17 protein-coding genes, 4 tRNA genes and 1 pseudogene are annotated in these 23,563 nt (G+C 46.4%); 15 read left to right on the top strand and 7 right to left on the bottom strand.

Translation table 11 applies throughout. The features are described 5' to 3' along the window. Positions 1 to 13: 13 nt before the first annotated feature. The gene (locus G517_RS0103335; protein ID WP_036590257.1) at positions 14 to 697 is read left to right on the top strand and encodes a DNA-3-methyladenine glycosylase I; all 684 of its coding nucleotides are present in this window, start codon (positions 14 to 16) and stop codon (positions 695 to 697) included. An 84-nt stretch (positions 698 to 781) separates the two neighbouring features. On the opposite strand, the gene G517_RS0103330 is transcribed toward G517_RS0103335, so the two are convergent. Then, positions 782 to 1,405, bottom strand: a complete 624-nt coding sequence (locus G517_RS0103330; RefSeq protein ID WP_051205971.1) for a LysE family translocator — start codon at positions 1,403 to 1,405, stop codon at positions 782 to 784. A gap of 194 nt (positions 1,406 to 1,599) precedes the next feature. Between G517_RS0103330 and ehuR the strand changes: the two genes are divergently transcribed. Beyond that, complete coding sequence (gene ehuR / locus G517_RS0103325; protein WP_028303221.1) at positions 1,600 to 2,985, top strand: MocR-like ectoine utilization transcription factor EhuR; 1,386 nt, start codon at positions 1,600 to 1,602, stop codon at positions 2,983 to 2,985. An 11-nt stretch (positions 2,986 to 2,996) separates the two neighbouring features. Here the strand turns inward: ehuR and G517_RS0103320 are convergent, their stop codons facing one another. The 5 genes and pseudogenes from G517_RS0103320 to hemA all read right to left on the bottom strand — a co-directional run bounded on the left by G517_RS0103320 (position 2,997) and on the right by hemA (position 7,799). Continuing rightward, complete coding sequence (locus G517_RS0103320; protein WP_028303220.1) at positions 2,997 to 3,755, bottom strand: HesA/MoeB/ThiF family protein; 759 nt, start codon at positions 3,753 to 3,755, stop codon at positions 2,997 to 2,999. Between the two features lie 15 nt (positions 3,756 to 3,770). Beyond that, a pseudogene (locus G517_RS17590) lies at positions 3,771 to 4,282 on the bottom strand (winged helix-turn-helix transcriptional regulator). Positions 4,283 to 4,447: 165 nt separating this feature from the next. Continuing rightward, positions 4,448 to 5,338, bottom strand: coding sequence for a peptide chain release factor N(5)-glutamine methyltransferase (gene prmC / locus G517_RS0103310; protein ID WP_245543184.1), 891 nt, complete (start codon positions 5,336 to 5,338; stop codon positions 4,448 to 4,450). A 4-nt stretch (positions 5,339 to 5,342) separates the two neighbouring features. Next, positions 5,343 to 6,425, bottom strand: a complete 1,083-nt coding sequence (gene prfA, locus G517_RS0103305; RefSeq protein ID WP_028303218.1) for a peptide chain release factor 1 — start codon at positions 6,423 to 6,425, stop codon at positions 5,343 to 5,345. Between the two features lie 111 nt (positions 6,426 to 6,536). Next, positions 6,537 to 7,799: a glutamyl-tRNA reductase gene (gene hemA / locus G517_RS0103300; RefSeq protein WP_028303217.1), complete on the bottom strand. Its 1,263-nt coding sequence runs from the start codon at positions 7,797 to 7,799 to the stop codon at positions 6,537 to 6,539. A 253-nt stretch (positions 7,800 to 8,052) separates the two neighbouring features. Here hemA and G517_RS17585 point away from each other — a divergent pair, with 253 nt between their 5' ends. The 13 genes from G517_RS17585 to G517_RS0103235 all read left to right on the top strand — a co-directional run bounded on the left by G517_RS17585 (position 8,053) and on the right by G517_RS0103235 (position 21,648). Continuing rightward, entirely contained in the window at positions 8,053 to 11,136 is a 3,084-nt protein-coding gene (locus G517_RS17585; RefSeq protein WP_051205969.1) for a transporter substrate-binding domain-containing protein, read from the top strand. Between the two features lie 241 nt (positions 11,137 to 11,377). Next, the gene (locus G517_RS0103290) at positions 11,378 to 13,189 is read left to right on the top strand and encodes a tetratricopeptide repeat protein (RefSeq protein ID WP_028303216.1); all 1,812 of its coding nucleotides are present in this window, start codon (positions 11,378 to 11,380) and stop codon (positions 13,187 to 13,189) included. Between the two features lie 8 nt (positions 13,190 to 13,197). Then, positions 13,198 to 13,881 (top strand): lipoprotein insertase outer membrane protein LolB, encoded by a 684-nt coding sequence (lolB, locus tag G517_RS0103285; protein ID WP_157833139.1) that lies wholly within the window; start codon positions 13,198 to 13,200, stop codon positions 13,879 to 13,881. An 83-nt stretch (positions 13,882 to 13,964) separates the two neighbouring features. Then, positions 13,965 to 14,885: a 4-(cytidine 5'-diphospho)-2-C-methyl-D-erythritol kinase gene (gene ispE / locus G517_RS0103280; RefSeq protein ID WP_028303214.1), complete on the top strand. Its 921-nt coding sequence runs from the start codon at positions 13,965 to 13,967 to the stop codon at positions 14,883 to 14,885. A gap of 13 nt (positions 14,886 to 14,898) precedes the next feature. Further along, positions 14,899 to 14,973, top strand: a tRNA-Gln gene (locus G517_RS0103275). A gap of 98 nt (positions 14,974 to 15,071) precedes the next feature. Further along, positions 15,072 to 16,016: a ribose-phosphate pyrophosphokinase gene (locus G517_RS0103270; protein WP_028303213.1), complete on the top strand. Its 945-nt coding sequence runs from the start codon at positions 15,072 to 15,074 to the stop codon at positions 16,014 to 16,016. A gap of 104 nt (positions 16,017 to 16,120) precedes the next feature. Beyond that, positions 16,121 to 16,738 carry a 50S ribosomal protein L25/general stress protein Ctc gene (locus tag G517_RS0103265; RefSeq protein ID WP_028303212.1) on the top strand — a complete coding sequence of 206 codons (618 nt, stop codon included), beginning with the start codon at positions 16,121 to 16,123 and terminating at the stop codon, positions 16,736 to 16,738. A gap of 32 nt (positions 16,739 to 16,770) precedes the next feature. Beyond that, positions 16,771 to 17,361 carry an aminoacyl-tRNA hydrolase gene (pth, locus tag G517_RS0103260; protein ID WP_028303211.1) on the top strand — a complete coding sequence of 197 codons (591 nt, stop codon included), beginning with the start codon at positions 16,771 to 16,773 and terminating at the stop codon, positions 17,359 to 17,361. Positions 17,362 to 17,412: 51 nt separating this feature from the next. Then, entirely contained in the window at positions 17,413 to 18,504 is a 1,092-nt protein-coding gene (gene ychF / locus G517_RS0103255) for a redox-regulated ATPase YchF (protein ID WP_028303210.1), read from the top strand. Positions 18,505 to 18,575: 71 nt separating this feature from the next. Beyond that, positions 18,576 to 18,652, top strand: a tRNA-Met gene (locus G517_RS0103250). 143 nt (positions 18,653 to 18,795) lie between these two features. After that, a tRNA-Met gene (locus tag G517_RS0103245) sits at positions 18,796 to 18,872 on the top strand. Positions 18,873 to 19,300: 428 nt separating this feature from the next. Further along, complete coding sequence (locus G517_RS0103240) at positions 19,301 to 21,454, top strand: CHASE2 domain-containing protein (RefSeq protein ID WP_211224231.1); 2,154 nt, start codon at positions 19,301 to 19,303, stop codon at positions 21,452 to 21,454. A gap of 118 nt (positions 21,455 to 21,572) precedes the next feature. Then, positions 21,573 to 21,648: transfer RNA gene (locus G517_RS0103235), tRNA-Asn, on the top strand. Between the two features lie 247 nt (positions 21,649 to 21,895). Here the strand turns inward: G517_RS0103235 and G517_RS0103230 are convergent. Continuing rightward, entirely contained in the window at positions 21,896 to 23,194 is a 1,299-nt protein-coding gene (locus G517_RS0103230) for a M18 family aminopeptidase (protein WP_211224230.1), read from the bottom strand. Positions 23,195 to 23,563: the final 369 nt, after the last annotated feature.

The raw sequence follows: 23,563 nt of genomic DNA, 5'->3' as shown, positions 1-23,563 counted from the left end.
GGTAAGGAACATCATGGAACATTTTGACCAGATCTATCAGCGCGCGGCGGAACGAAAAGGGGGCGAAGCAGCCCTTGAAGCTCTACTGCCAACAACACTGACAACGGCTGAATTACTCGCAAAAGATGACAGCCGCTATCTGGCTCAATTAACCAAATCAGTGTTTCAGTCAGGGTTTGTTTGGCGAGTTGTGGAACAAAAATGGCCAGATTTTGAGGAACACTTCTTCAACTTTGAGCCAGATACGCTGTTACTGCTCAGCGACGAACAGTGGGAACAGAAGGCCAAAGACCCCAAAATCATCCGCAACCTGAGTAAGGTGATGACCATCAAGCACAACGCCCAGATGATCTACGATCTACAGTTTGAGCACAAAAGCTTTGCTAACTTTATCGCCAACTGGCCAAAAGACGATATTGTTGGCCTATGGCAACACCTGAAAAAGCACGGCAAACGCCTAGGGGGTAATACCGGCCCTTACGCCCTGCGCCAGCTGGGTGTCGATACCTTTATCTTCTCTAACGATGTATGGGCTTACCTAAAAGCTCATAACGTCGTAACAGCCACTAGCCCAACCAGTAAAAAGTCGATGCAGGAAGCTCAAGATGCCTTTAACCAATGGCGACAGGAATCTGGCCGCTCCTTTGCTGCTATCAGCCGGACAATAGCCATGGGTGTTGGTGAGAATTATTTGTAACAAAAAGGGGTACAATCAAAGATTGTATCCCTTTTTTTATAATCCTATTATCAATGCTGGTCTGTTGATTAGCTGCCAGCTTAATTATCGCAAAACAAAATAAACCGAGAGCGTCGTTAGTGTCGCCATTAACATATTGAACCGCATCCGGTTTTTGTCAGACGTTAATAAGTGACCAATCATGCTTCCGAAACCCGCCCAAGCGTTTTGAGTCATATTCATCACCACAAAAGCCACTAGAATAATCATCAATACTGACGACCAATAAGCCTCCCCAGCAATAGAAAATGCGGAGACCATCGACAGGGTCATAACCCAAGCTTTTGGATTTAAATATTGAAAAAGAGCCATTTGGATAAAACTAATGGGCTGCTCATCTTCTACGGCTGTTTGCTGATGTGCAGGGCTGCGAAGAATCTTGATCGCAAGCCAGATCAAATAAGCGCCACCGATAAATTTTAGTATCGTATGTAGCACCGGCCATTGCTGAAAGATTAACCCTAAACCTGCAGCCACCATCAACAGTTGAGACGCCATTCCCACAATAACGCCATACACCACGGGAAGCGTTTTCCAATAACCAAACTGCGCACCTGTCGCCGTTAAAATAATATTATTCGGCCCCGGTGTACCGGCGGTCGATAGCACAAACAGTGCGACAGGAAGGTAAAAACCTTCTATCGAAAAAAACATACTACCCATATCCATCTGCCCACCCCTTTATCTGTATCGTTATGCTGATTTTTAGCGTCGTGATAAAAGTGGTTATTGTCCTAATACAGATACCCGCCTAAAATGTATCAATACAAAGCTAACCACTCGCTGATTGTCACTATATTTTAATAGATACAATTTAATCAAACATTTTATTGTCACCATGACAATAATCAGGTAGATGCCTAATGTGGATTCCAAAACTTGAGCACTATTCAGGGCCGCGCTATATGGCGATTGCCGATGCCATAGCCGATGCCATTAAGCAGGGTGATTTAAACCATGGCGACCGCCTTCCCACTCATCGCGCCCTTGCCGATACGCTAAAAGTGACGGTCGGTACAATTACCCGCGCTTATGCAGAAGCAGAACGCCGTAGCTTAGTGAATGCCCGTGTTGGGCGAGGTACTTTTATCGCCACCCAACATGCCCAAGGCCACCGCTTTAAGATTACCGGTGAAAGTGAGCCAGATAGCGTTGATCTACGTCTTAATCTGCCTATAGCTAAAGATCGCGCCAAAGAGTTGAGCCAAACGATGGCTCAGCTAGCCACAGAGCCAGAACAGATGAACCGTCTGCTGGGCTATCAACCGGATGTGGGGATGCTCTCTCATCGGGAAGCTGCGGTTGAGTGGCTCAAGCTGACAGGACTTAATACCTCCGCTGACAACCTGATCATTACCGGCGGTGGGCAAAATGCGATTATGCTCAGCTTATTGGCTTTAACACGGCCTGGGGATAGCATTCTTTCGGAGGCGATCACTTACCCCGGTTTTATGGCGGTCACTCACCAACTCAATCTACGGGCGCAGCCAGTGGCGATGGATGAAGAGGGCGTTATCCCTGAGGCTTTTGAGGATGCCTGTAAGCAGTTCGCGCCTAGAGTGCTTTACTGTACGCCATCGTTACAAAATCCAACCAATGCCATTATGTCAAACAGCCGCCGAGAAGCGTTGGTAGATGTTGCCCGCCGCTACCATGTTTGGATTATTGAAGATTCGGTGAACTCTAACCTGCTAACGAACGCCCCTGCGCCATTAGCAGAAATAGCGCCGGACCAAGTGATCTATATTAATAGTGCGTCTAAAACACTTGCCGCAGGATTAAGGGTCGGCTGGATTGTCGCACCGGACGAAGTACGTACCCAGATATCTAATGCGCTGCGAGCCTCTAACTGGATGACAAGTCCACTACTGGCAGAAATTTGCAGCCGTTGGATTACCAGTGGTTTAGCGAAGCGGTTATTGGAGGAGCAGAAACAGGAGCTTAGCCATCGTAACCAGCTGATTGAACAGTATCTAGGCCATTATAAAAGCCGTATAAACCCCCATAGTTTACATGCATGGCTAGAGCTGCCCGTGCAGTGGCGCAGTTCGGAGTTTATTCAACAGGCCGATAAGCAAGGCGTCAAGGTGATTGGAGAGGATAGTTTTGTGGTCGCCCAATATAGAGCACCTCAAGCGATTCGTTTATCCTCCAGCAGTGCCTGGTCGGCCAACCATCTTGAGCGAGGTCTAAAGATTCTGGCCGAACTTTTACAGCAGGAACCAGAACCTTCATTGTCTGTATTCTAAAAGACAGTGCTCTAAAAGCCTGTGTTCTCAAAACCACACACAGGGCAGGCAGGGTCTTGGCTTAGCGTCATACTACGCCATTGGGTGTTAAGGGCATCGAACACCAATAAACGACCCACCGCCGCCTTACCAGCACCAGAAATCAGCTTGATCGCTTCTAACGCCTGCATCGTGCCGATCACGCCAACTAAAGGCGCAATCACACCGTTTTCGGCACAACGCAGGGCTTCATCATCGCTGTCATCGTACAAGCAGCGATAGCAAGGGCTGTTGGCTTCTCGGGAATCAAAAACCGAAAGCTGACCACCAAACTGAATCGCCGCACCGGAAACCAAAGGGGTTTTAGCTGTGACACAGGCTTGGTTAATCGCAAAGCGAGTGGAAAAGCGATCACTACAATCCAGTACCACATCTGCTAAACGGACTTGCTCCAATAAGGCGGCACCCGTGAGCTTTTCCGGTAAGGTAATAATTTGGCATTCAGGGTTCAGACCATTTAAAGTGACTTTGGCTGAGTCCACTTTTAACTGCCCAATACTTGCCTGACGATGCACAATCTGGCGCTGTAAGTTGGACAGATCAACCTCATCAAAATCACTAATAGCCAAAGTACCAACACCCGCCGCCGCACAATACAGTGCCGCTGGAGACCCTAAGCCTCCCATGCCGATAATAAGAACACGAGCATCCAACAACGCTTGCTGACCGGCAATGTCAACGGCGGGCAACATAATTTGACGGCTATAGCGTAACAGCTGTTGATCGTGCATAGGCTTCCTATAAAGCTAGGTGAGTTGGTGCTCATCAAATTCATTGAGTTCGGGTACATAGATAGAAGCATCTTCTTTAACTTCTTCCATAACCACGTAACTTTTTGATTCTTTTACACCCGGCAGGGTCAGCACCACATCTTCTAATAACTGACGGTAGGCGGACATTTCAGGGATACGACATTTTAGAATGTAATCAAATTGGCCGGAAACCAAATGACATTCCTGAATTTGCGGCTGCTTAGAAACAGCTCGACGAAACTCATCAAATACCGCGGATGATTGGGTTTCTAACTAATCTCAACAAAGACTAAAAGATTAGCTCGTAGGTACTTAGGGTTGAGTAAAGCCTTGTAGCCTTTAATAACGCCATTTCTCTCTAAGCGCTTAACACGTTCAAGGCAAGGGGTTGTGGAAAGGCCAACCTGATTGGCTAAGTCAACATAGGAAATTCGAGCGTTTTCTTGCAAACAGGCCAATATTTTTAGGTCGATACGGTCTAATGCGCGCGGTTTAGAAGCTTTCATAGGGGCAACTATATCTCAATAATCAGAAGGTTTTGCTAGTTATTATCGGTCTTCCAGCAATTATTGCTGATTAGAGCTTATCGCCAAGAGGCCACACAATTCAAGACCCTAGTACGACAAATGACTTAGACTTTATCCCTATAGGTATGGGGTAAGACCAGTCTTTTATACTGAATTGCCTTTATTTAACGAAAAACAACCCAGCGTTATGCGGTCAATACCGGCAAGATCAGGATAGGTTTTCACCTCAGTATAACCGGCATCACTCATCACACGCCTTACCGCATCACCTTGATTATAACCGTGCTCAAAAAGAAGCCATGCCCCTGTTTTTTTTAAGCAACGCTTGGCTTGCTCGGTAATCAAACGAATGTCATCTAAGCCGTCTTGGCCTGATGTGAGAGCGCTTAAAGGTTCAAAGCGAACGTCCCCTTGAGTTAGGTGAGGGTCATTCTCTTCAATATAAGGGGGATTGCTGACGATCAGATCATAATAATCCGCTTCAAGGGCCTGACACCAATCAGATGGTATCACCCGTACATGATCAAAGCCGAGCAACTGCCGATTTTCCTCTGCTAAGGCTACAGCGCCAGCGTTAAAGTCACAGGCGGTAACCTGCCAATTAGACCGTTCAGAGGCCAACGCCAAGGCAATAGCGCCGGTTCCTGTACCAAGATCCGCCACGGTCGCCGGTTGATCCGGTAACAGGGCTAGAGCCTTGGCGACAAGATCTTCCGTATCGGGTCGAGGAATTAACGTGTCAGGGCTAACCTTTAGGTTTAAGCCCCAAAACTCACGATACCCCAGAAGATAAGCCACAGGCTCACCTTTTCTACGCCGTGCGACCACAGTTTGAAAAGCCTGCCACTGCTCTGCTGTTAACATATGATCCGGCCAAGTAAACAGCCAGGTTCGGTTTTTATCCAGCAAATCAGCCAGCAAGCAATCCGCATCCAATCGCCCAGTGGCACTACTGTCTTTAAGCTGTTCTATTGCCCAGCCTAAAGCGGCTTGTACGCTTTGATCATTTTTTTTATCTGGAGCATCCGGCATCATTAATCTAGTCGCTCAACGCGGCCAATTGATCTGCTTGATGTTCAGAAACCAACGGAGCAATAATCTCAGCTAGAGCACCTTCCATCACTTCATCCAGCTTGTACAAGGTTAGGTTGATACGGTGGTCAGTCACACGGCCCTGCGGATAGTTATAAGTGCGGATACGCTCCGAGCGATCACCACTACCCACCAAACTACGACGGGCATCAGATTGCTCTTTGGCGGCTTTATCATCGGCGGCTTGTTGGATACGGGATACCAGCAGTGACATCGCCTTAGCTTTGTTTTTATGCTGCGAACGCTCATCCTGACACTCCACGACAGTGCCGGTTGGTAAGTGAGTAATACGGATAGCAGAGTCCGTGGTGTTAACGTGCTGACCACCGGCACCGGATGAACGGAAGGTATCAATACGTAGATCTGAAGGGTTAATATCAATATCACCCACCGCATCGGCTTCAGCCATTACCGCAACTGTACAGGCTGAAGTATGGATGCGGCCTTGGGATTCTGTGGCAGGTACCCGTTGTACACGGTGAGCACCGGATTCAAACTTCAGCTGGGAATAAACACGATCACCAGAGATACGGGTAATAATCTCTTTATAGCCGCCGTGTTCACCTTCGTTTTCGCTGATCACTTCCACTTTCCAGCGCTGCTTCTCAGCAAAGCGTGAGTACATGCGGAATAGATCACCGGCAAAAATAGCGGCTTCATCGCCGCCTGTGCCTGCGCGAACTTCTAAGAAAACGTTGCGCTCATCGTTAGGATCTTTCGGTAATAGCTGCTTTTGCAGTTCAAGCTCTAGGCGCTCTAATTCATCTTTACCGGCTTCAATCTCTTCCCGAGCCATCTCGCGCATATCAAGATCACCATCGTGTAACATGGCTTCAGCTTCTGACATATCGCTTTGCACTTGCTCATACTCACTGAACGTTTCAACAACGCCTTCAAGCTCAGAGTATTCTTGCGAGTAGCTACGGAATTTTTTCTGATCGGAGATCACTTCAGCATCACTTAATAGAGCCTGCAGCTCTTCAAAGCGATCTTTCAGCAGATCGAGTTTCGCATGGATGGATGGTTTCATTTTTCTCTTCCCAGCAGGGGGTATGATAAGCAATTCGTTTACGTTTAGGAGCGCCTAGCCTTTTTAGGGCTAACGAGAAGCGGTTGAGAGCCTAGAAGCGGATGAGCGTCGCTAATCCAAAGCAAACAGGGTTCGGGCAGAGTTGAGTAAATCATGACGGTTATCCGCAGACGCTTGGCGTAATTGAACCATGGGTTCATGCAGCACTTTATTCGTCAATGATTGCGAGAAGCGCTTAAGTACTTCTTCAGGGTTTTGGCCTTTTTGCAGCTGTTGCAGTGCTTTTTCTAGCTCGCTTGCCCGAACACATTCAACTTGTTGACGCAAATGACCAATTAACTGGCCTGCGCCCCGTTCTCGACGGGATTGCATAAAGTGGCCAACACCGGTTAGCACTATCTGTTCCGCTTGCTCTGCCGCTTCTTGGCGGCTGCGCATATTCTCTTCGATAACTTCTTTTAAGTCATCGACACTGTAAAGATACACATCATCAAGCTCACCTACTTGCGGCTCAATATCCCGGGGTACCGCAATATCGACCATAAATATCGGCTTGTGTTTGCGCACTTTTAACGCCCGCTCAACGGCACCTTTACCTAAAATAGGCAGCTGACTGGCGGTTGACGCGATAACGATATCCGATTTTTCTAACTGATGAGGTATCTCACTTAATACTACCGCTTCACCATTAAACTCTTCGGCCAGTGCCTGGGCACGGCTTAATGTCCGATTGGCAACGACCATATTCGTCACGCCCGCATTACGCAGATGGCGGGCAACCAATTCGATCGTTTCACCAGCACCAATCAAGAGAGCACGGCTTTTACTCAAATCGGTAAAAATACGCTGAGCCATACTAACGGCTGCATAAGCAACAGAGACGGGGTTTTCACCAATAGCGGTTTGAGTACGAACTTGTTTCGCCACGGCAAAGGTTTGCTGAAATAGTTGGTTTAGCTCTCGGCCCACAAGGCCTTGATCTTGAGCATTCAGGTAGGCATCTTTAATTTGGCCTAGGATCTGAGGTTCGCCCAATACCATGGAGTCTAAACCACAGGAAACACGCATTAGGTGTCGAGCGGCGTCTTCGTTGGCATATTGATAGCTGTAACGGGCTAAATCGGACAAGCTTAAGCTGTGAAACTGGCTTATCCATTCAAGAACGGGGGTTTGTTCCTGATCGTGCTCCTCACCTTCAACAACACAATACAGCTCAGTGCGGTTACAGGTTGAAACCACCGTCACTTCGCTAATCAGCGGGTGCTGCTTTAATTGCTGGAATGCTCCATCCAGTTGTTCAGGAGTAAAAGCTACCCGTTCACGGATTTCCACGGGGGCAGTTTTGTGATTGATTCCAAAGGCAAGCAGGCTCATAAGATATAATCTGTAACCATTCCAGCATTTCTGAGGCTGGGCATAATAGCACAAGAGTATTCGCGGTGGCACTCCAACCACATGGAAGGTAAGGCGTTTTTAAGCATTAAGACTATTATCTTAGATTATCGTCGTTTAAAGTTTACTTGTACTGGCCCAAAAGCCATTGCACTATGCCTGTTCAATTTCAATTCACTCCAAATCTATTTTAGCGTTTAACAACAATAGCCAACACGCTTGATGCAGGTGCTTTATGGCAAGATGCAGTTTTATTCAACAGTTTTTTTTCTGGCAACAACGTGCTAATTTTCTGCTATTTTTCTATATCACGCTCGGCATCATCCTCGGCTCTATTTTTAGCACCGCCTCTGCGGCGACGGCTTCAGCAGCATCTTTATCGACACCTTTGAGTATCACTATTGGCGTGGTTTCTGATAATGAGCCCTACTCAACGGCCAATGGCCGTATCGCTAAAGGTTTTTCGATTGATGTGCTTAACAAGCTAAGTGAAACCCTCGATATCCGTTTTGACTATCGTGTGGGTAGCTGGCCGGATATTTACTCTGCTTTTTTACGGGGTGAGCTAGACGCCATTGATGAGATCTCTTGGCGGGAAGATCGCGCGGAGAAAATCCTGTTCACCCAGCCCTACCATTTGCGCCAAACCGTTATTATGCACAACAGCAGCAATCCATTGCCCAAAATAGAACAACTTGATGAGTTAAAACCCTATCGAGTCGGTATTATGCGCGATATCTACTACCGTGATTATCTCGTTGCCCGAGGGGTTAATGTTACCGAGTACGACCTACTTCCTAATCTTGTTCAAGCGTTGGCGTTTGGCTGGGTCGATGGGATTATTGGGCCTGAGATCACCCTTAACTATATGGCGCAGCGGGATGGCTTTTTCCAGCTGGAAACGAACACAGCGGCCCCGTTAAACGGCCTAGAGATTGAAGACTTCCGCATTGGAACACTTAAAAGCCGACCAGAGTTGTTTAACCTACTCAACAACGGCCTAAAGGCATTACCTAAGCCGTGGCTTGAGCAGCTTAATGAACGCTGGATGAAACATGGCGGGCAATTCCCGATTCACGCTGAAAGCTTAAAATTGAGTCAAAAGCAGAGTACCTATCTTAAGCAACTGCCACCGCTAAGAGTCGGCTTGATGCGCGACTATGCGCCTTTTAGCTTTTCTGAAGCCGGAAAAGTGCAGGGGTTAAGCGTGGATATTCTCTATCGCTTACAGGATATAACCGATGTGGAATTTGTACCGGTTAGCGGCCAATGGACCAATCTCTTTCAGCTCTTTAAGCAGGGTGATATTGATATTATTGCCAATATCTCTGATCTTCCAGAGCGCCGAGCATTCACGTTATTTACTCAGGCTTACCATCGAATCCCCAATGTTGCGTTTACCCATGATGCCAGCTTCCGACTGAACAAGCCCTCAGACCTATCGGGCTTACGCATCGCCGTGGGTAAAGGGGTGTTTTATGAGAAAACACTTAAAAAACTCTTTGGCGATCAAATTATCAGCTTTACCGATCAGGCATCTTTATTTAAAGCGCTTGCTCACAATCAGGTCGATGTGGTTTTAGCAGCGCTGCCTAATGGTAATCATTGGGTTCGAGAGCTGGGGCTAACGGATATCTGGGTTGCCGGTGAATTAGAGTTACCGGGGTTAATTGGTGAGGATTTACGCCTTGGCTTACAACCTGAATTAGCACCTCTACGTGATATTTTGAATCAAGCCTTACAAAGCATATCCATGACCGAAAAACGCTTGATAGAAAACCGCTGGCTAGGGGCTAAAGCTAGCTCAGAAGAACAGCCTAGCCTCAACCTAAGCCCTAAAGAAAAAAGCTACCTACTGACTAAGAACAACACCCTGCGCTACTGTATTCATCCTTCGCGCTTTCCTTTAGAGCAACTTGATTGGCAAAACAATCATGAAGGCATGTCCGCAAGCTTTTTAACTCGATTGCAAAAACAGCAAGATATCCAGTTTCAGCTTTACCCTACCTCCAGCTGGGCTGAAAGTTTATCCGCCCTAAAAGAGGGTCAATGCGATCTCATTCCAATGGCGATAGAAACACACAAAAATCAAGATAAACTACAGTTCACTACCCCGTGGCATAACGCGGCCAATGTTATTATTGGAGCCATTGACGCTCCGTTTATCGACCATATTAATGAGCTTAGCCAAAGGTCGATCGGTATAAGCCAAGACAGCGCTCTGATTGAGTTACTAGAACAGCGCTACCCCGACCTCAACCTAGTACCCGTACCGGATGCATTATCAGGTATACAACAGGTACGCCAACGCAAGCTTTATGGCTTTATTGGCGGCTTGGCGACCACCAGTCACCTGCTACAAAAAGAAGGGATGGGAGATGTCCGAGTACTAGGCCGTCTGCCTATGGATAGCAACTATTCTATTGCTATTGCACCTAATGCTTCTAATACGGCGAACACATCTGATACCTCGCCTAATACCCACGACATTGCTAATACCTACGACATTGCTAATGCCTCTAACATTACCGATGCCTCCGATACACTTATATTTTTAAGCCTTATGCAGAAGCTACAGGACAATTTAAACAAAGATGATTTAAAAGCGATTGAAAATGATTGGACAGCGGTAAAATTGGAACAAAGTGTCGACTATAGTCGTCTATGGCAGTTGGCTATTGCCGCAACACTCTTGCTTGCCGCGCTGATGTATTGGAATCGAAAACTAGGTTCGTTAAATAATCAGCTAAAACAGGCAAACGAGCGCCTAGCCCATATCAGTATTACCGATGAACTAACGGGTTTGGGTAATCGTAATTACTTAAACCAAGTGTTTAGCGATTACCGCCAAGAGTGCTACCAGCAGCATCGACTCTTTGCCGTTGCCTTGGTTGATGCGGATCACTTTAAGCTGGTTAACGATCACCACGGCCATCATACGGGAGACCAGTGCTTAAAAGCTCTAGCGGATATGATGCAAAAGCAGTTTAACCACCCAGAAGACCATCTCGTTCGCTTTGGCGGTGAAGAATTTATTGTGCTGACCTCAGGTCAAGATTATCAGCAGCTTTGTCAGAGGCTTGACCTATTGCGTCAAGTCGTTTCAAAGCACCCTGTTCAAGGGGTTCATGGTACGTTGCATTTTACAATTAGTATTGGTGCACTCATTCGCCACGTAAAACCAGAGGACAGCCTTGATTTTTGGCTACATAAAGCAGATAGCGCGCTGTATCAGGCTAAAAAAAGCGGCAGAAACCGTCTAACACTGCATAGCGACAGCTGTGAATCGCAAAATGGCGCTAAACAAAATAGCCCTTAACAGCCACCGTTATTCACTTAGAAAAACCGCCTGATTAAAAAAGGCGGTTTTTTCTATCAGAGCAACGGGTTAAGCTTTCCGCTGTAGATCTAAGCTTTCCGTTATAGATCGTATAGATCAATAGTATCGACAAGACTTAAATAGTATCGACACTTAAAAGGCATTCCCTTTATGCCAACTTAATTTGTGCGTTTGCCAACTTTTCGCACCGTCTTATTATTACCCGTTTCAGGATGACTCAATGCGTGGCATGTCCGTTTTTCAACAATCAAAAAGACTATTAGGGTGCGGCCTTATTTTACCTGCGTTCTTGTTGTCAGGCTGCCAAACTGTCAGTCAATCTGATCAACAACCCTCCGTGTCACCGTCTCAAAATTTTCAACAAGGGGCAGTATCAACACACCCTCGTATTTATACGCCATTAAGCGGCCTTGATGGTGAAGCGGTTAGCGAGCTTTTAGCTGCAGAAATAGCAGGACAACGTAACCAAGTAGACCTTGCATTACAGCTGTATCTTGAACAATCTGCCCGTCTTAGCAATCCTGAGCTGGCCCGCCGCGCCACCTATATCGCACAATACGCAGGCGATAATCAAGCCACGCTAGATGCCGCCGCCATCTGGAGTGATGCGGACCCTGACAACATTGAATCCCGTCGAATCAGCAGTACGATTTTGATCCAGCAAGGTGATTTTCTAGAAGCATTTGAATACCAAAAAGAGCTGCTGGCAATGGGTGAAGAAACACACTTTAGCTACCTAGCCGCCCAGAGTATTCAAAGCGATGAGTATACCCGAGACGAACTACTCATCGCCTTGAACGAACTTCGCGCAGCACAGCCCAATAAGCCAGATTTGCTAACGGCCTCGGCTCAGCTACTTTATTTTGGCAATCAGCTAACAGACGCTCAGGAAGCCGTTGAAACCTCACTGTCTATTGCACCATTAAATGTGCGCAGTATCTTACTTAAAGCCGATCTAGCCATTAGCCAAGATGGGCCTAGCGCTGGGGTTGCCGTTTTGAAAACAGCCGTTAAACAACAACCAGACAACCTTAGACTACAACTCGCATTAGCTCGCACCTTGGTCAAAGAAGGCGATATTGATCAAGCACAAACCGTATTTGCACAAATGGCAAGTAGCCACCCAGAGAACGGCCAGCTGACGCTCTCCCTTGCGCTTATCTTGATGGAAAATGGCCTAACACAACAGGCAGAGCAAGAGTTGCAAAAGCTTATAACCCAAGGCCAAGAAAAAGATACCGCCCATTATTATCTGGGTCGCTTAGAAGAACAGGAAGGGAATATCGACCTTGCCATTGAGCATTATCAAGCGGTTAAAGGAAGCAAGGACTTCATTCAATCCCATGCTAGAGCGGCAAAACTTCTTATCGAACAAGGTGATGTTTTAGGCGCAAGAACACATCTTGCAACAATGCGCCTTACTTTACCGGAGTATCGCGTCAGGCTGTTCTTAATTGAAAGTGAGCTACTGCAGTCTTTAGGCCAAACCAATAAAGCCTATCAGGTGCTTAGCGATGCCATTCAGTCTGAAGGCAGTGATTACGAGCTACTGTACAGCCGTGCCATGCTATCCCTATTACAGGGCGATATCGCCAGCATGGAGCAAGACCTGCAAGAGATTCTCAGCCGTGAACCCAACAATGCCATGGTGTTAAACACCTTAGGCTATACCTTAACGGAATTTAGCGATCGCTATTCAGAGGCGTTATTGCTGATCCGTAAGGCCGCGGCATTAAAACCAGGTGACCCCGCCATTATCGACAGCCTAGGCTGGGTTTACTTTAAGTTAGGGCAGTATAATGAGTCTCTTCTATTTCTTCGCCAAGCCTATGAGCAACTGCAAGACCCTGAAGTAGCCGCTCACTTAGCAGAAGTATATTGGGTCTCGAATCAAAAAGAAGAAGCAAGTGCCCTGCTTCTTGAAGCACGCCAACTCTTCCCTGACCATAAACTGTTGAACCAGCTCGAACAGCGATATCCAGAACTTAAAATAAAAGCCGACAGCGATAATCGTAAAGTAGGCACGCAATGAGGTTAGCTTTGAATATTTATCATCTAAAAAAATGGGGTTTTACCGGCTTTCGCCCTCGATTACCGTTAGCTTTTTTTATTGCACTGGTATTTCTCTCAGGCTGCGCATCAGATCAACAGCTACATCAGGCTAGCGCTCCCTATATGGATAAGCACACCCGCATCCTATCCCAGATGACCCATTGGCAACTTTTCGGAAAAATTCGACTAAAAACCACTGAAAGCTCTGATAGCGCCAATATTCAATGGCAGCAAAATGGTGACAACTACACACTGACCTTAAGCGGCCCCTTTGGGCAAACCGGCGCGAGCCTTGAGGGAACCCCCTATCAGGTGGTGCTAACACTACCAGACAGAGGCAGCTTTGTGGACAGTTCCCCAGAAAGCTTACTTCATAATCACTTTGGCTGGGATCTACCCTTAAGCCGCCTGCTTTACTGGGTGCGTACACTACCGGCACCCGATAGCAGCTATACCTCGGCATTAAACCCAGAACAACAGTTGGCTCGACTGCAACAGGATGGCTGGGATATCCATTACGACCGTTACGCGCCTCAAAAAATAGCTGAGAGCCACTTAGAAGAGGATAACCAGCAAGCAATCATTAATCAGCTACCAGGGCGTATGAAGGTTAAAAAAGGCTCGTTAGAGCTCACTCTTATCATTAATCAATGGCAGCTATTAACGCCTTAACAAGCGGTTGCTCAACTAGCGCTATCAATTAAGCCCAACAATCAAGTTCATTAACGCAGTCCATCCAGATAATAAAATACGCTATGCTAAAATTACCGGCTCCCGCAAAACTTAATCTTATGCTACACATCGTTGGCCAGCGGCCAGATGGCTATCATCTGCTGCAAACTCAGTTTCAGTTTCTAGATTTTTGCGATCAATTGAGTTTTCAAATGGGCAACACAACAAGCACAACGCCACAGCTCACGTTATCGTCACAGATTGCAGGGGTTGATCAAGCGGATAACTTGATTATTAAAGCAGGGAAACAGCTGTTAGCTTACCATCTTGAAAAATTAGCCCGTGATCCTAAAAAAAATCGTGCCCCTAAAAAAAATATTGAAATCGATAAGCCTTCAAATATTCAATTGGCTGATATTGAGATTACGCTAGAAAAAAATATTCCGATGGGTGGCGGCCTAGGTGGTGGTAGCTCTGATGCCGCAACAGCACTACTCGGTCTGAATTACCTATGGCAGCTGGGCTGCACATTAGATGAGCTAGCGGATTTGGGCTTAAAACTGGGCGCTGACGTGCCTGTTTTTATCCGAGGATTTGCCGCTTGGGCGGAGGGTATTGGTGAAAAACTGACCCCTATTGAGCCAGTTGAGCACTGTTATTTGGTTATTTTTCCCGATTGTCATATCAAAACTCAAGAAATTTTTTCGCATCCTGAATTGACAAGAGATACCGAAATCATGACAATTACGCGCGCACTTGATCAGGGCGGCCATAACGACTGCGAGCCAATCGCTAAAGTAGCTTATAAAGAGGTTGCTGAGGCAATCGACTGGCTCAATCAATATGGCAAAGCGCAGATGACCGGAACCGGAGCCTGTGTTTTTACAGGTTTTAACGATGAAAAATCAGCTCGCGCTGCTTTAGAAGCGTTACCGGAAAACTGGCTTGGCTTTGTAGCTTGGGGGAAGAACATTTCTCCACTACATAAAGCATTAGCCATCTAGTCGGTATAACAGTTGGGGTATAGCCAAGCGGTAAGGCACCGGTTTTTGGTATCGGCACTCCCAGGTTCGAATCCTGGTACCCCAGCCATTTCTGTTTTCTGATTCTGTTTTCTAATTATAACAACCCATGTTGTATAATTAGGCCCGCATTTACTCCCGTCAGACTGAATCCAAAGGTAGTTACACGTGTCAAAATTAATGGTGTTCACGGGGAATGCAAACCCCCAGTTAGCCCGAAAAGTTGTTGATTGTTTAGACATTCGTCTAGGCGATGCCACGGTTGGTCAATTCAGTGACGGCGAAATGGCTGTCGAAATTAACGAAAATGTTCGTGGTAAAGACGTCTTCGTTATCCAGTCTACCTGTGTACCTACTAATGATAACCTGATGGAACTTATCCTGATGGTTGATGCACTGCGTCGTGCATCTGCTCAGCGTATCACCGCTGTTATACCTTATTATGGCTATGCTCGTCAGGATCGCCGTGTTCGCTCTTCCCGTGTTCCTATTAGTGCGAAAGTAGTGGCTGATATGATCGTTGCTGTCGGTGTTGACCGCGTGTTGACTGTCGACCTGCATGCCGACCAGATCCAAGGCTTTTTTGATGTGCCTGTGGATAACGTATACGGCTCTCCTATCCTGCTGGATGATATTGAGCGCCAAAACTACGAAGACTTGGTTGTTGTTTCCCCTGATGTTGGTGGTGTTGTACGTGCCCGTGCAATCGCTAAGCAACTGAATGATGCCGACCTTGCCATTATCGACAAGCGTCGCCCTCAAGCGAACGAAGCCCAAGTTATGCATATTATCGGTGATGTACAAGACCGTACCTGCATTCTAGTCGATGATATGGTGGATACTGCCGGCACACTATGCAAAGCCGCTGAAGCCCTTAAAGCTCACGGTGCAAAACGTGTTGTTGCCTACGCCACACATCCTGTATTGTCTGGCCCAGCCATCGATAATGTTCGTAATTCTGTTCTGGATGAACTTATCATCACAGACACTATTCCTCTGACTGAAGCAGCGATAAAGTGCGGTAAAATCCGCCAATTAACGCTTTCCGGTCTGTTAGCTGAGGCAGTACGCCGTGTTAGCAATGAGGAATCGATCAGCGCCATGTTTCGCTAATTGAAACAGGTCTGACACAAGAATTTAAGATTCGTTTTTAACTGGGTACAGGTTTCTGGTCGCGGAAGCCTGTACTATCTTTATGTAAACCTGAGGAAATAATCATGACTGATTTTACGCTTAACGCTGTAGTACGCAGCGACAAGGGGAAAGGTGCGAGCCGCCGCCTGCGTCGTCTGGAAGCTAGTACTCCAGCGATTGTTTACGGCCTAGGCAAAGAGCCTGTATCTCTAAGCCTTGAAATGCGCGAGCTATTCAAGAAGCTAGAAAACGAAGGTTTCTACACGCACATCATTGAACTAAACATTGAAGGCGCAGATAACGAGAAAGTTATCCTGAAAGATCTTCAACGTCACCCGTTCAAAGACGTTATTCTACACGCTGACTTCTTGCGCGTTGACGAGTCTTGCAAAGTGAGCATTAACATTCCTGTTCATTTCGCAAACGAAGCGGCTTGTAAGGGCGTTAAAGTAGAAGGCGGCGCATTAATGCGTCTACTAACAGAAGTTGAAATCAGTGCATTGCCTAGCCAGATGCCTGAGTCAATTAACGTTGATGTAACCGACTTAGGAAAAGGTCAAACAATTCACTTGTCTGATCTGACCCTTCCTGCGGGTGTTGAGATTGTTGCTCTGTCTAAAGGTGCTGACCACAATGATGGTGTTGTATCTGTTGTTGCGCCTAAAGGCGCAGCTGCTGAAGAAGAGGCAGGCGAGGAGTAATCCTTAAGCCCTGTTTCTAACGAGGTTCTGGTATGAGTGAAGGAATTCAGCTAATAGTCGGTCTAGGTAATCCTGGTGCCGAGTACGAGCAAACCCGCCACAATGCTGGAGCCTGGTTTGTCGAAGCGTTGGCGAAACACTGCGGTGTTTCCCTTCGCTCTGATAAGAAGTACCACGGGCTATACGCCAAGGCCCGCTTTGAAGGCCGAGACCTTCATCTTTTGATTCCTACCACTTTTATGAACCGTAGCGGACAATCAACGATTGCTGTTGCGAGCTTCTTTAAAATCCCCCCTAGTGACATTCTTGTGGCACACGACGAGCTGGATATTCCTCCGGGTACAGCACGCTTTAAACAGGGCGGAGGTCATGGCGGCCATAATGGTCTTCGGGATATCATCAGCAAACTTGGCAATGAAAAAGGTTTCAACCGTTTACGGCTTGGAATCGGCCACCCGGGCAGTAGTGATCAGGTTACCGGATACGTGCTAGGTCGGGCACCCAAGTCAGAGCAACAGGCTCTGAATGACTGTATCGATGAAGCCATAAGAGCCTTACCCGATGCAGTTGCAGGCCTATGGCCCGCTGCTATGAACCGCCTACACAGCTTTAAGTCCTCCTAATCCCTCCTTCTCTGACCTGCCGGTTCGTCCACGCATATCAGGATCATCATCATGGGTTTCAACTGCGGTATTGTCGGCCTGCCAAACGTAGGTAAATCGACGCTGTTTAATGCTTTGACCAAATCCGGCATTGATGCCGAGAACTTTCCATTCTGCACCATCGAGCCCAATACTGGCATCGTGCCTATGCCCGATCCTCGTTTGGATGCTTTGTCTGAGATTGTTAATCCAGAACGAGTGCTACCAACCACGATGGAGTTTGTTGACATCGCAGGCTTGGTTGAAGGCGCGTCAAAAGGCGAAGGTCTAGGTAACAAATTCCTAGCTAATATCCGCGAAACAGACGCTATCGCTCATGTGGTTCGCTGCTTTGATAACGACAATGTTATCCACGTTGCCAACCGTATTGATCCCGCTCAAGATATTGAAATTATCAATATGGAGCTGGCACTGGCGGATATGGATTCGGTTGATAAGGCTATTCATCGCCTGACCAAGATCGCCAAAGGCGGCGACAAAGAAGCCCAAATGCAAAAAGCGGTATTGGAGAAAATTCAACCGCACCTTGCAGAAGGTAAGCCCCTGCGTAGCTTTGGTTTGAATGATGATGAGGCAAACCTACTACGCTCATACAACTTATTAACAACCAAGCCTACCATGTACATCGCCAACGTGGATGAAGATGGCTTTGAAGACAACCCTTACCTTGATATTGTCAAAGGCATTGCAGAAGAAGAAGGCGCTATTGTTGTACCTGTTTGCAACAAGCTTGAATCTGAAATAGCCGAACTGGACGACGAAGAACGCGATATGTTCCTAGCCGATCTTGGTATGGAAGAAGCAGGCCTAGACCGTGTTATTCGTGCAGGCTACGGCTTGCTAGGCCTACAAACCTACTTTACTGCCGGTGTTAAAGAAGTTCGTGCTTGGACCGTTAAAATCGGTGCCACAGCGCCAGAAGGTGCTGGCGTTATCCATACCGACTTCCAACGGGGCTTTATTCGCGCTGAAGTGATCAGTTATGAAAACTTTATCGCATTCAAAGGCGAACAAGGTGCAAAAGAAGCCGGTAAATGGCGCTTAGAAGGCAAAGACTATATCCTGCAAGATGGCGACGTTGTTCACTTCCGCTTTAATGTTTAAATATCTTTAAGCCTTTGGTCAATAAAGGCTTGCAGCGGGAGCAGATTACAGTATAATCTGCTCCCGAAATTGGCTACGTAGCTCAGTTGGTTAGAGCACAGCATTCATAATGCTGGGGTCGCAGGTTCAAGTCCCGCCGTAGCCACCATATTTTAAAAAGCCGCTTCTTAGAAAGCGGCTTTTTATTTGCTTAACAATTGATATCTTGTTGTTTTTATTTAACTTTATAAAAAAACTGCTTGACAAAAAAGTAAGAAAAAAAGATAATTCGCCCCACTTGGAAACAAGTCTGGCTACGTAGCTCAGTTGGTTAGAGCACAGCATTCATAATGCTGGGGTCGCAGGTTCAAGTCCCGCCGTAGCCACCATATTTTAAAAAACCGCTTCTTATGAGGCGGTTTTTTTTTGCTTAATATTTTGCACCCCATCTATCCAGGCTATCTATCCAGGCTATCTACCCAAGACTATCTATCCAAGCGGCCAGCCAGCCTACCCACCCAGAGCTCTACCAATCTCTTATCAGCACCTTATTAATACATTATCAAAAGTGATATAAACGGATACCTACGTCGAAAATAGATCCAAAAATAGGACTTCTTCACACTTTATCGTAGCTTTCTATAGTATTCTTTTGAAAGAAGGCGATATGCTTTAAAAAAACAAAAATATGCCCTGAAAAGCGGCAACATGCTTTTAGGGAAAAATACTCATCTTATTAAAAATCCGGTATGCCATGGACTCGATCAAGAAATTCATCCTCCCTTTGGTGCGCCCCTTAGGCAGCCTGATTATCCTTATGATATTTTTGCTCCACTCAATTGGATACTGGAATATCAGCTTATTCGATCGTCTTGAGCAGATCGCCTATGATTTTCGAGTCAATCTTACTGTAACCAACGAAGGCGACCCGCAAATTCTCATCATTGATATTGACGAGGACAGCCTACGGGAGATTGGCCAATACCCTTGGCCAAGGGAGTACGTGGCAGATCTGCTATACCTTCTCTTTGCAGAATATGGCGTTAGCGCATTAGGCTTTGATATTGTCTTTGCAGAACCAGATCGGCGAGGCGCATCCGAGGCACTGCAAAACATAGTCGATAGAAGACCTGAGTTAGCCGAGACGATTACACCACTTATTGCCGAGGTAAACGGCGATCGTCAATTAGGTGAATTACTGGCCCAAACCCCAGCGGTACTTGGCTTTTATCTTGATAGAGAACCAGAAGAAAAAACCCCATCTGTCGGACAGCTACCCAAGCCCTTGGTTATTAACAGTCCTTTACCCCCCTCACTACTTCCTATTCCCAAGGCTGCTCGTTTCTCCGGCAATCAGCCTGTTCTACAGGACAATGCACTGTCTGCTGGTTTTTTTGATAACCCGCTTATCGACCAGGATGGTGTGTTCCGGCGCGTACCTATGATCCAAGAGTACAACGGAGAATATTATCAGTCCCTTTCTCTTGCGGTGGTAAGAAGTGTTTTGGGCATGCCCCCTGTCGACTTTATTATGAGTGGCGACGAATCCAATCCTATTCTAGAAGCCTTAAATGTTGGCGGCTTTAGAATACCGGTTGATAATCAATCCGGCGTTTTAGTGCCTTATTATGGTGGGCGCGGTACTTTTGAATATATTTCAGTCATCGATGTCTTTCGCAAAACCGTTCCAAAAGAAAAGCTAGAAGGTGCCATCGTGCTCATCGGGGCCAGCGCACCCGGCTTGCTTGATCTTCGAACAACGCCTATCCAAAGTGTTTACCCAGGGGTTGAAGTACACGCGAATCTTATCGCTGGTATTCTGCATCAATCCTTCAAAGAACAACCCACTTACACCGTTGGTGGAGAAATTATAGTCCTAATACTTTTAGGCTTACTGTTAACCCTTGCACTACCCCGAATGAATCCACTGCCTATTTTGATCGGATCATCTTTAATCTTTATTAGTATCTGGTACGGCAACCTCTTTCTCTGGGTTGAGCATAAATGGGTCTTCCCTCTAGCAACGCCAATACTTTTAAGTGCGCTGATCATTGCCTACCAGCTTGCCTATGGTTATTTGATTGAGTCTCGGGGTAAACGCCATCTGACGCGGCTATTTGGCCAATATATTCCGCCAGAACTGGTCGATGAGATGAATGAAAACCCAGGCAGTATTTCTCTAGAAGGTGAAAGCCGCGAAATGACGGTCTTATTCTCTGATGTACGAGGCTTTACCACCATACCTGAGGGCTTAAACCCAGAAGAGCTTACTCGGCTAATGAACGCCTTTCTAACACCTATGACCGGTGTGATTCATGAATATAGGGGCACCATCGATAAATACATGGGGGATGCCATCATGGCGTTCTGGGGCGCGCCCCTAAGAGACCCGCTACATGCCAAACATGGTGTGGAAGCCGGTCTTAGAATGATCGAAATTATGAAAGAGCTAGGCCCAGAATTTAAAAAACGAGGCTGGCCAGAACTCAAAGTAGGCGTAGGCTTAAACACCGGCTCAATGAACGTCGGCAACATGGGATCAGAATTCCGCATGGCTTATACCGTTCTTGGTGACGCGGTCAACTTAGGCTCTCGCTTGGAAGGTTTAACAAAGCAATATGGCGTAGATCTTATGGTTAGCGAATCAACAGCGCTTGCAGCGGATGACTACCTTTACCGAGAACTTGATCTGGTTAAAGTTAAAGGTAAGCATGAGCCTGTCGCTATTTTCGAGCCGATTGCACTTAAAGGCACTATTAGTGATGCCACGATTCACTCTTTGGATCGCTATCATTTAGCCTTAAAGCACTTCAGGAATCAGGACTGGGGGTATGCGGAAAGGCTACTCACAGAGTTACTCTCTGAGGAAAAACGCATGATCTATGATATTTATCTAGACCGGATCAACCTATACAGAGAGCACTCACCGGGTAAAGACTGGGACGGCGTTTTCACCCATACATCAAAATAGCAAAAGACTGAGTAAGGCATTTTTAATCTAACTCATTAAAAAATAGTCTTTTTTTCGTAAAAGGGGTTGACCAAAATATTTTGATCTCTATAATACGATCTCGAAAGTTGAGCACCGTTCCCTGATAGCTCAGTTGGTAGAGCAGTAGACTGTTAATCTATTGGTCGCAGGTTCGAGTCCTGCTCGGGGAGCCAACTTTCCAATCCGGCTATAAGCCGGTTTTTTTATGCCTAAAATTCCTCAAGCGCTTCTCTTCTGTCTCACATCTTTCTTACGCTGTTCTCTTATCTAGAATTATTAGCTATCTAGAATTATTAGCTATCTACCATTATCAACAACCTGCATTTAGATCTCTATTTTGTCCTACAAAAATAAAACCCGAAACAAAGTTCGGGTCGTATTTAGTCATCTTATGGTTTGCTCAACACTTCTGATCGAATATTAATCAATATCAGGTAGTGCATTAAAGCACTTAAGCACCTGATAAAGATGATGAGCGTCTCGACTGCCTGCCAGCTCTCGAACAGAGTGCATTGCAAATTGTGGCACGCCAACATCAACGGTTCTCACGCCGAGTTCTGCCGATGTGATAGGGCCAATGGTACTACCGCAGGCTAGATCGCTGCGCATGATAAAGCTTTGCACTTCAACATCCGCTTGCTGGCACGCCAGTTTAAACCAAGCCGAACTTTCGCTATTAGACGCATAACGTTGATTTGCATTTAGCTTAATCACCGGCCCAGCATTTAACAACGGTGCATGATTGTTATCATGGTAGCTGGCGTAGTTTGGATGAATACCGTGGGCGTTATCGCAGGAAATCATCATCGATGCAGCCATCATCTGTTGATAGGCTTCTTCACCGCCAGCAATGCGCTTTAAAACTGACTGCAAAAACGGCCCTTGAGCACCAGAAGCACTTAAGCTACCAACCTCTTCATGATCATTACAGACCAACAGCTTCGGTATGGTTTGCGGCGCATCAAGTAAAGCTCGCAGCCCAATAAAACAGCTCAAAAGATTATCCAAACGAGCGGAAGCAATAAAGTCTCCGTTAAATCCGATCACCGCTGCTGCCTGAGTATCATAGGCGAGGCATTCATGCTCTAAAATTTCTGCCACATCGGTAACACCTTGCTCAGACATTTGCTGAAGCAGCAGTGCATTAAAATCTTGTTTATCGTCTTCAGGTTGCTGCAATAAAATAATCGGTAGCTGGGTCTGGGCATTAATTGCCACGCCATTATTAACCTCACGATTAAGATGAATCGCAAGATTAGGCACTGTGCCGATGGCCCGTTTAAAATCAACCAGCGCGTGCTTAATACTACCCGCTACGTCCCGATAGGAAACGCGACCGGCAATAGACAGATCTCGATCAAACCATGTGCTTAGAATTGCACCACCGTAGACCTCAATACCGAGCCGCATAAAACCATTACCCTTAAGGTCGGGCTTCGCTTTTACCTTAAGGCAAGGGCTATCCGTATGAGCGCCAGCCATGCGAAAACCTGTCTCAACAGGATTAGCCTTCTCGGGCAATGTAAACACGATAATAGACGATTGATTTCGAGTCACGACATAGCGACCACCGGGCTTTAACGACCAGCTATCGCGTTCTTGCAACACCTCATATCCTTGATCAACACAAAGCTCAAGCATCGTTTTAGTGGCGTGAAAAGGTGTTGGTGAACAGTCTAAAAACGTTAGAAGCTGCTGATTAAAATCGTCTTGAATCATGGTGATACCTAAAGAGATGAACGGTCAGCCGACCTGATTTTTTACTCAAAAATGAACTAAAACCAACGACGTGGTGTATTATATTGCATGTGATGCATTGCGTGGCATAAGCGATATAGAGCACCGCTCCTGAAATTTTATTCCCTGAGCCTAAAATATCTGAAGCGGTTTATCTCAGGTATGATAGATCCCTATCTTGGATAATGTAAATATCTTGGGTAATGTAAACCTGTATCGTGGAACTGTGAATTTTTATCATAGAACTGTAAACATCATCACCTTTGCCACTCTTGCGCCTTGATTATCAGGCAACAGGAACCATATCCTTTGTAGCATCATAGAGTTAGCTCGATACACTATTCGTCAAAA

Origin of the sequence: Oceanospirillum maris DSM 6286, assembly GCF_000422865.1 — a bacterium.
In the GTDB taxonomy this organism is placed as follows: domain Bacteria; phylum Pseudomonadota; class Gammaproteobacteria; order Pseudomonadales; family Halomonadaceae; genus Oceanospirillum; species Oceanospirillum maris.
The sequence above is the reverse complement of the archived record's forward strand: the minus strand, read 5'-3'. Positions and strand labels throughout refer to the sequence as shown.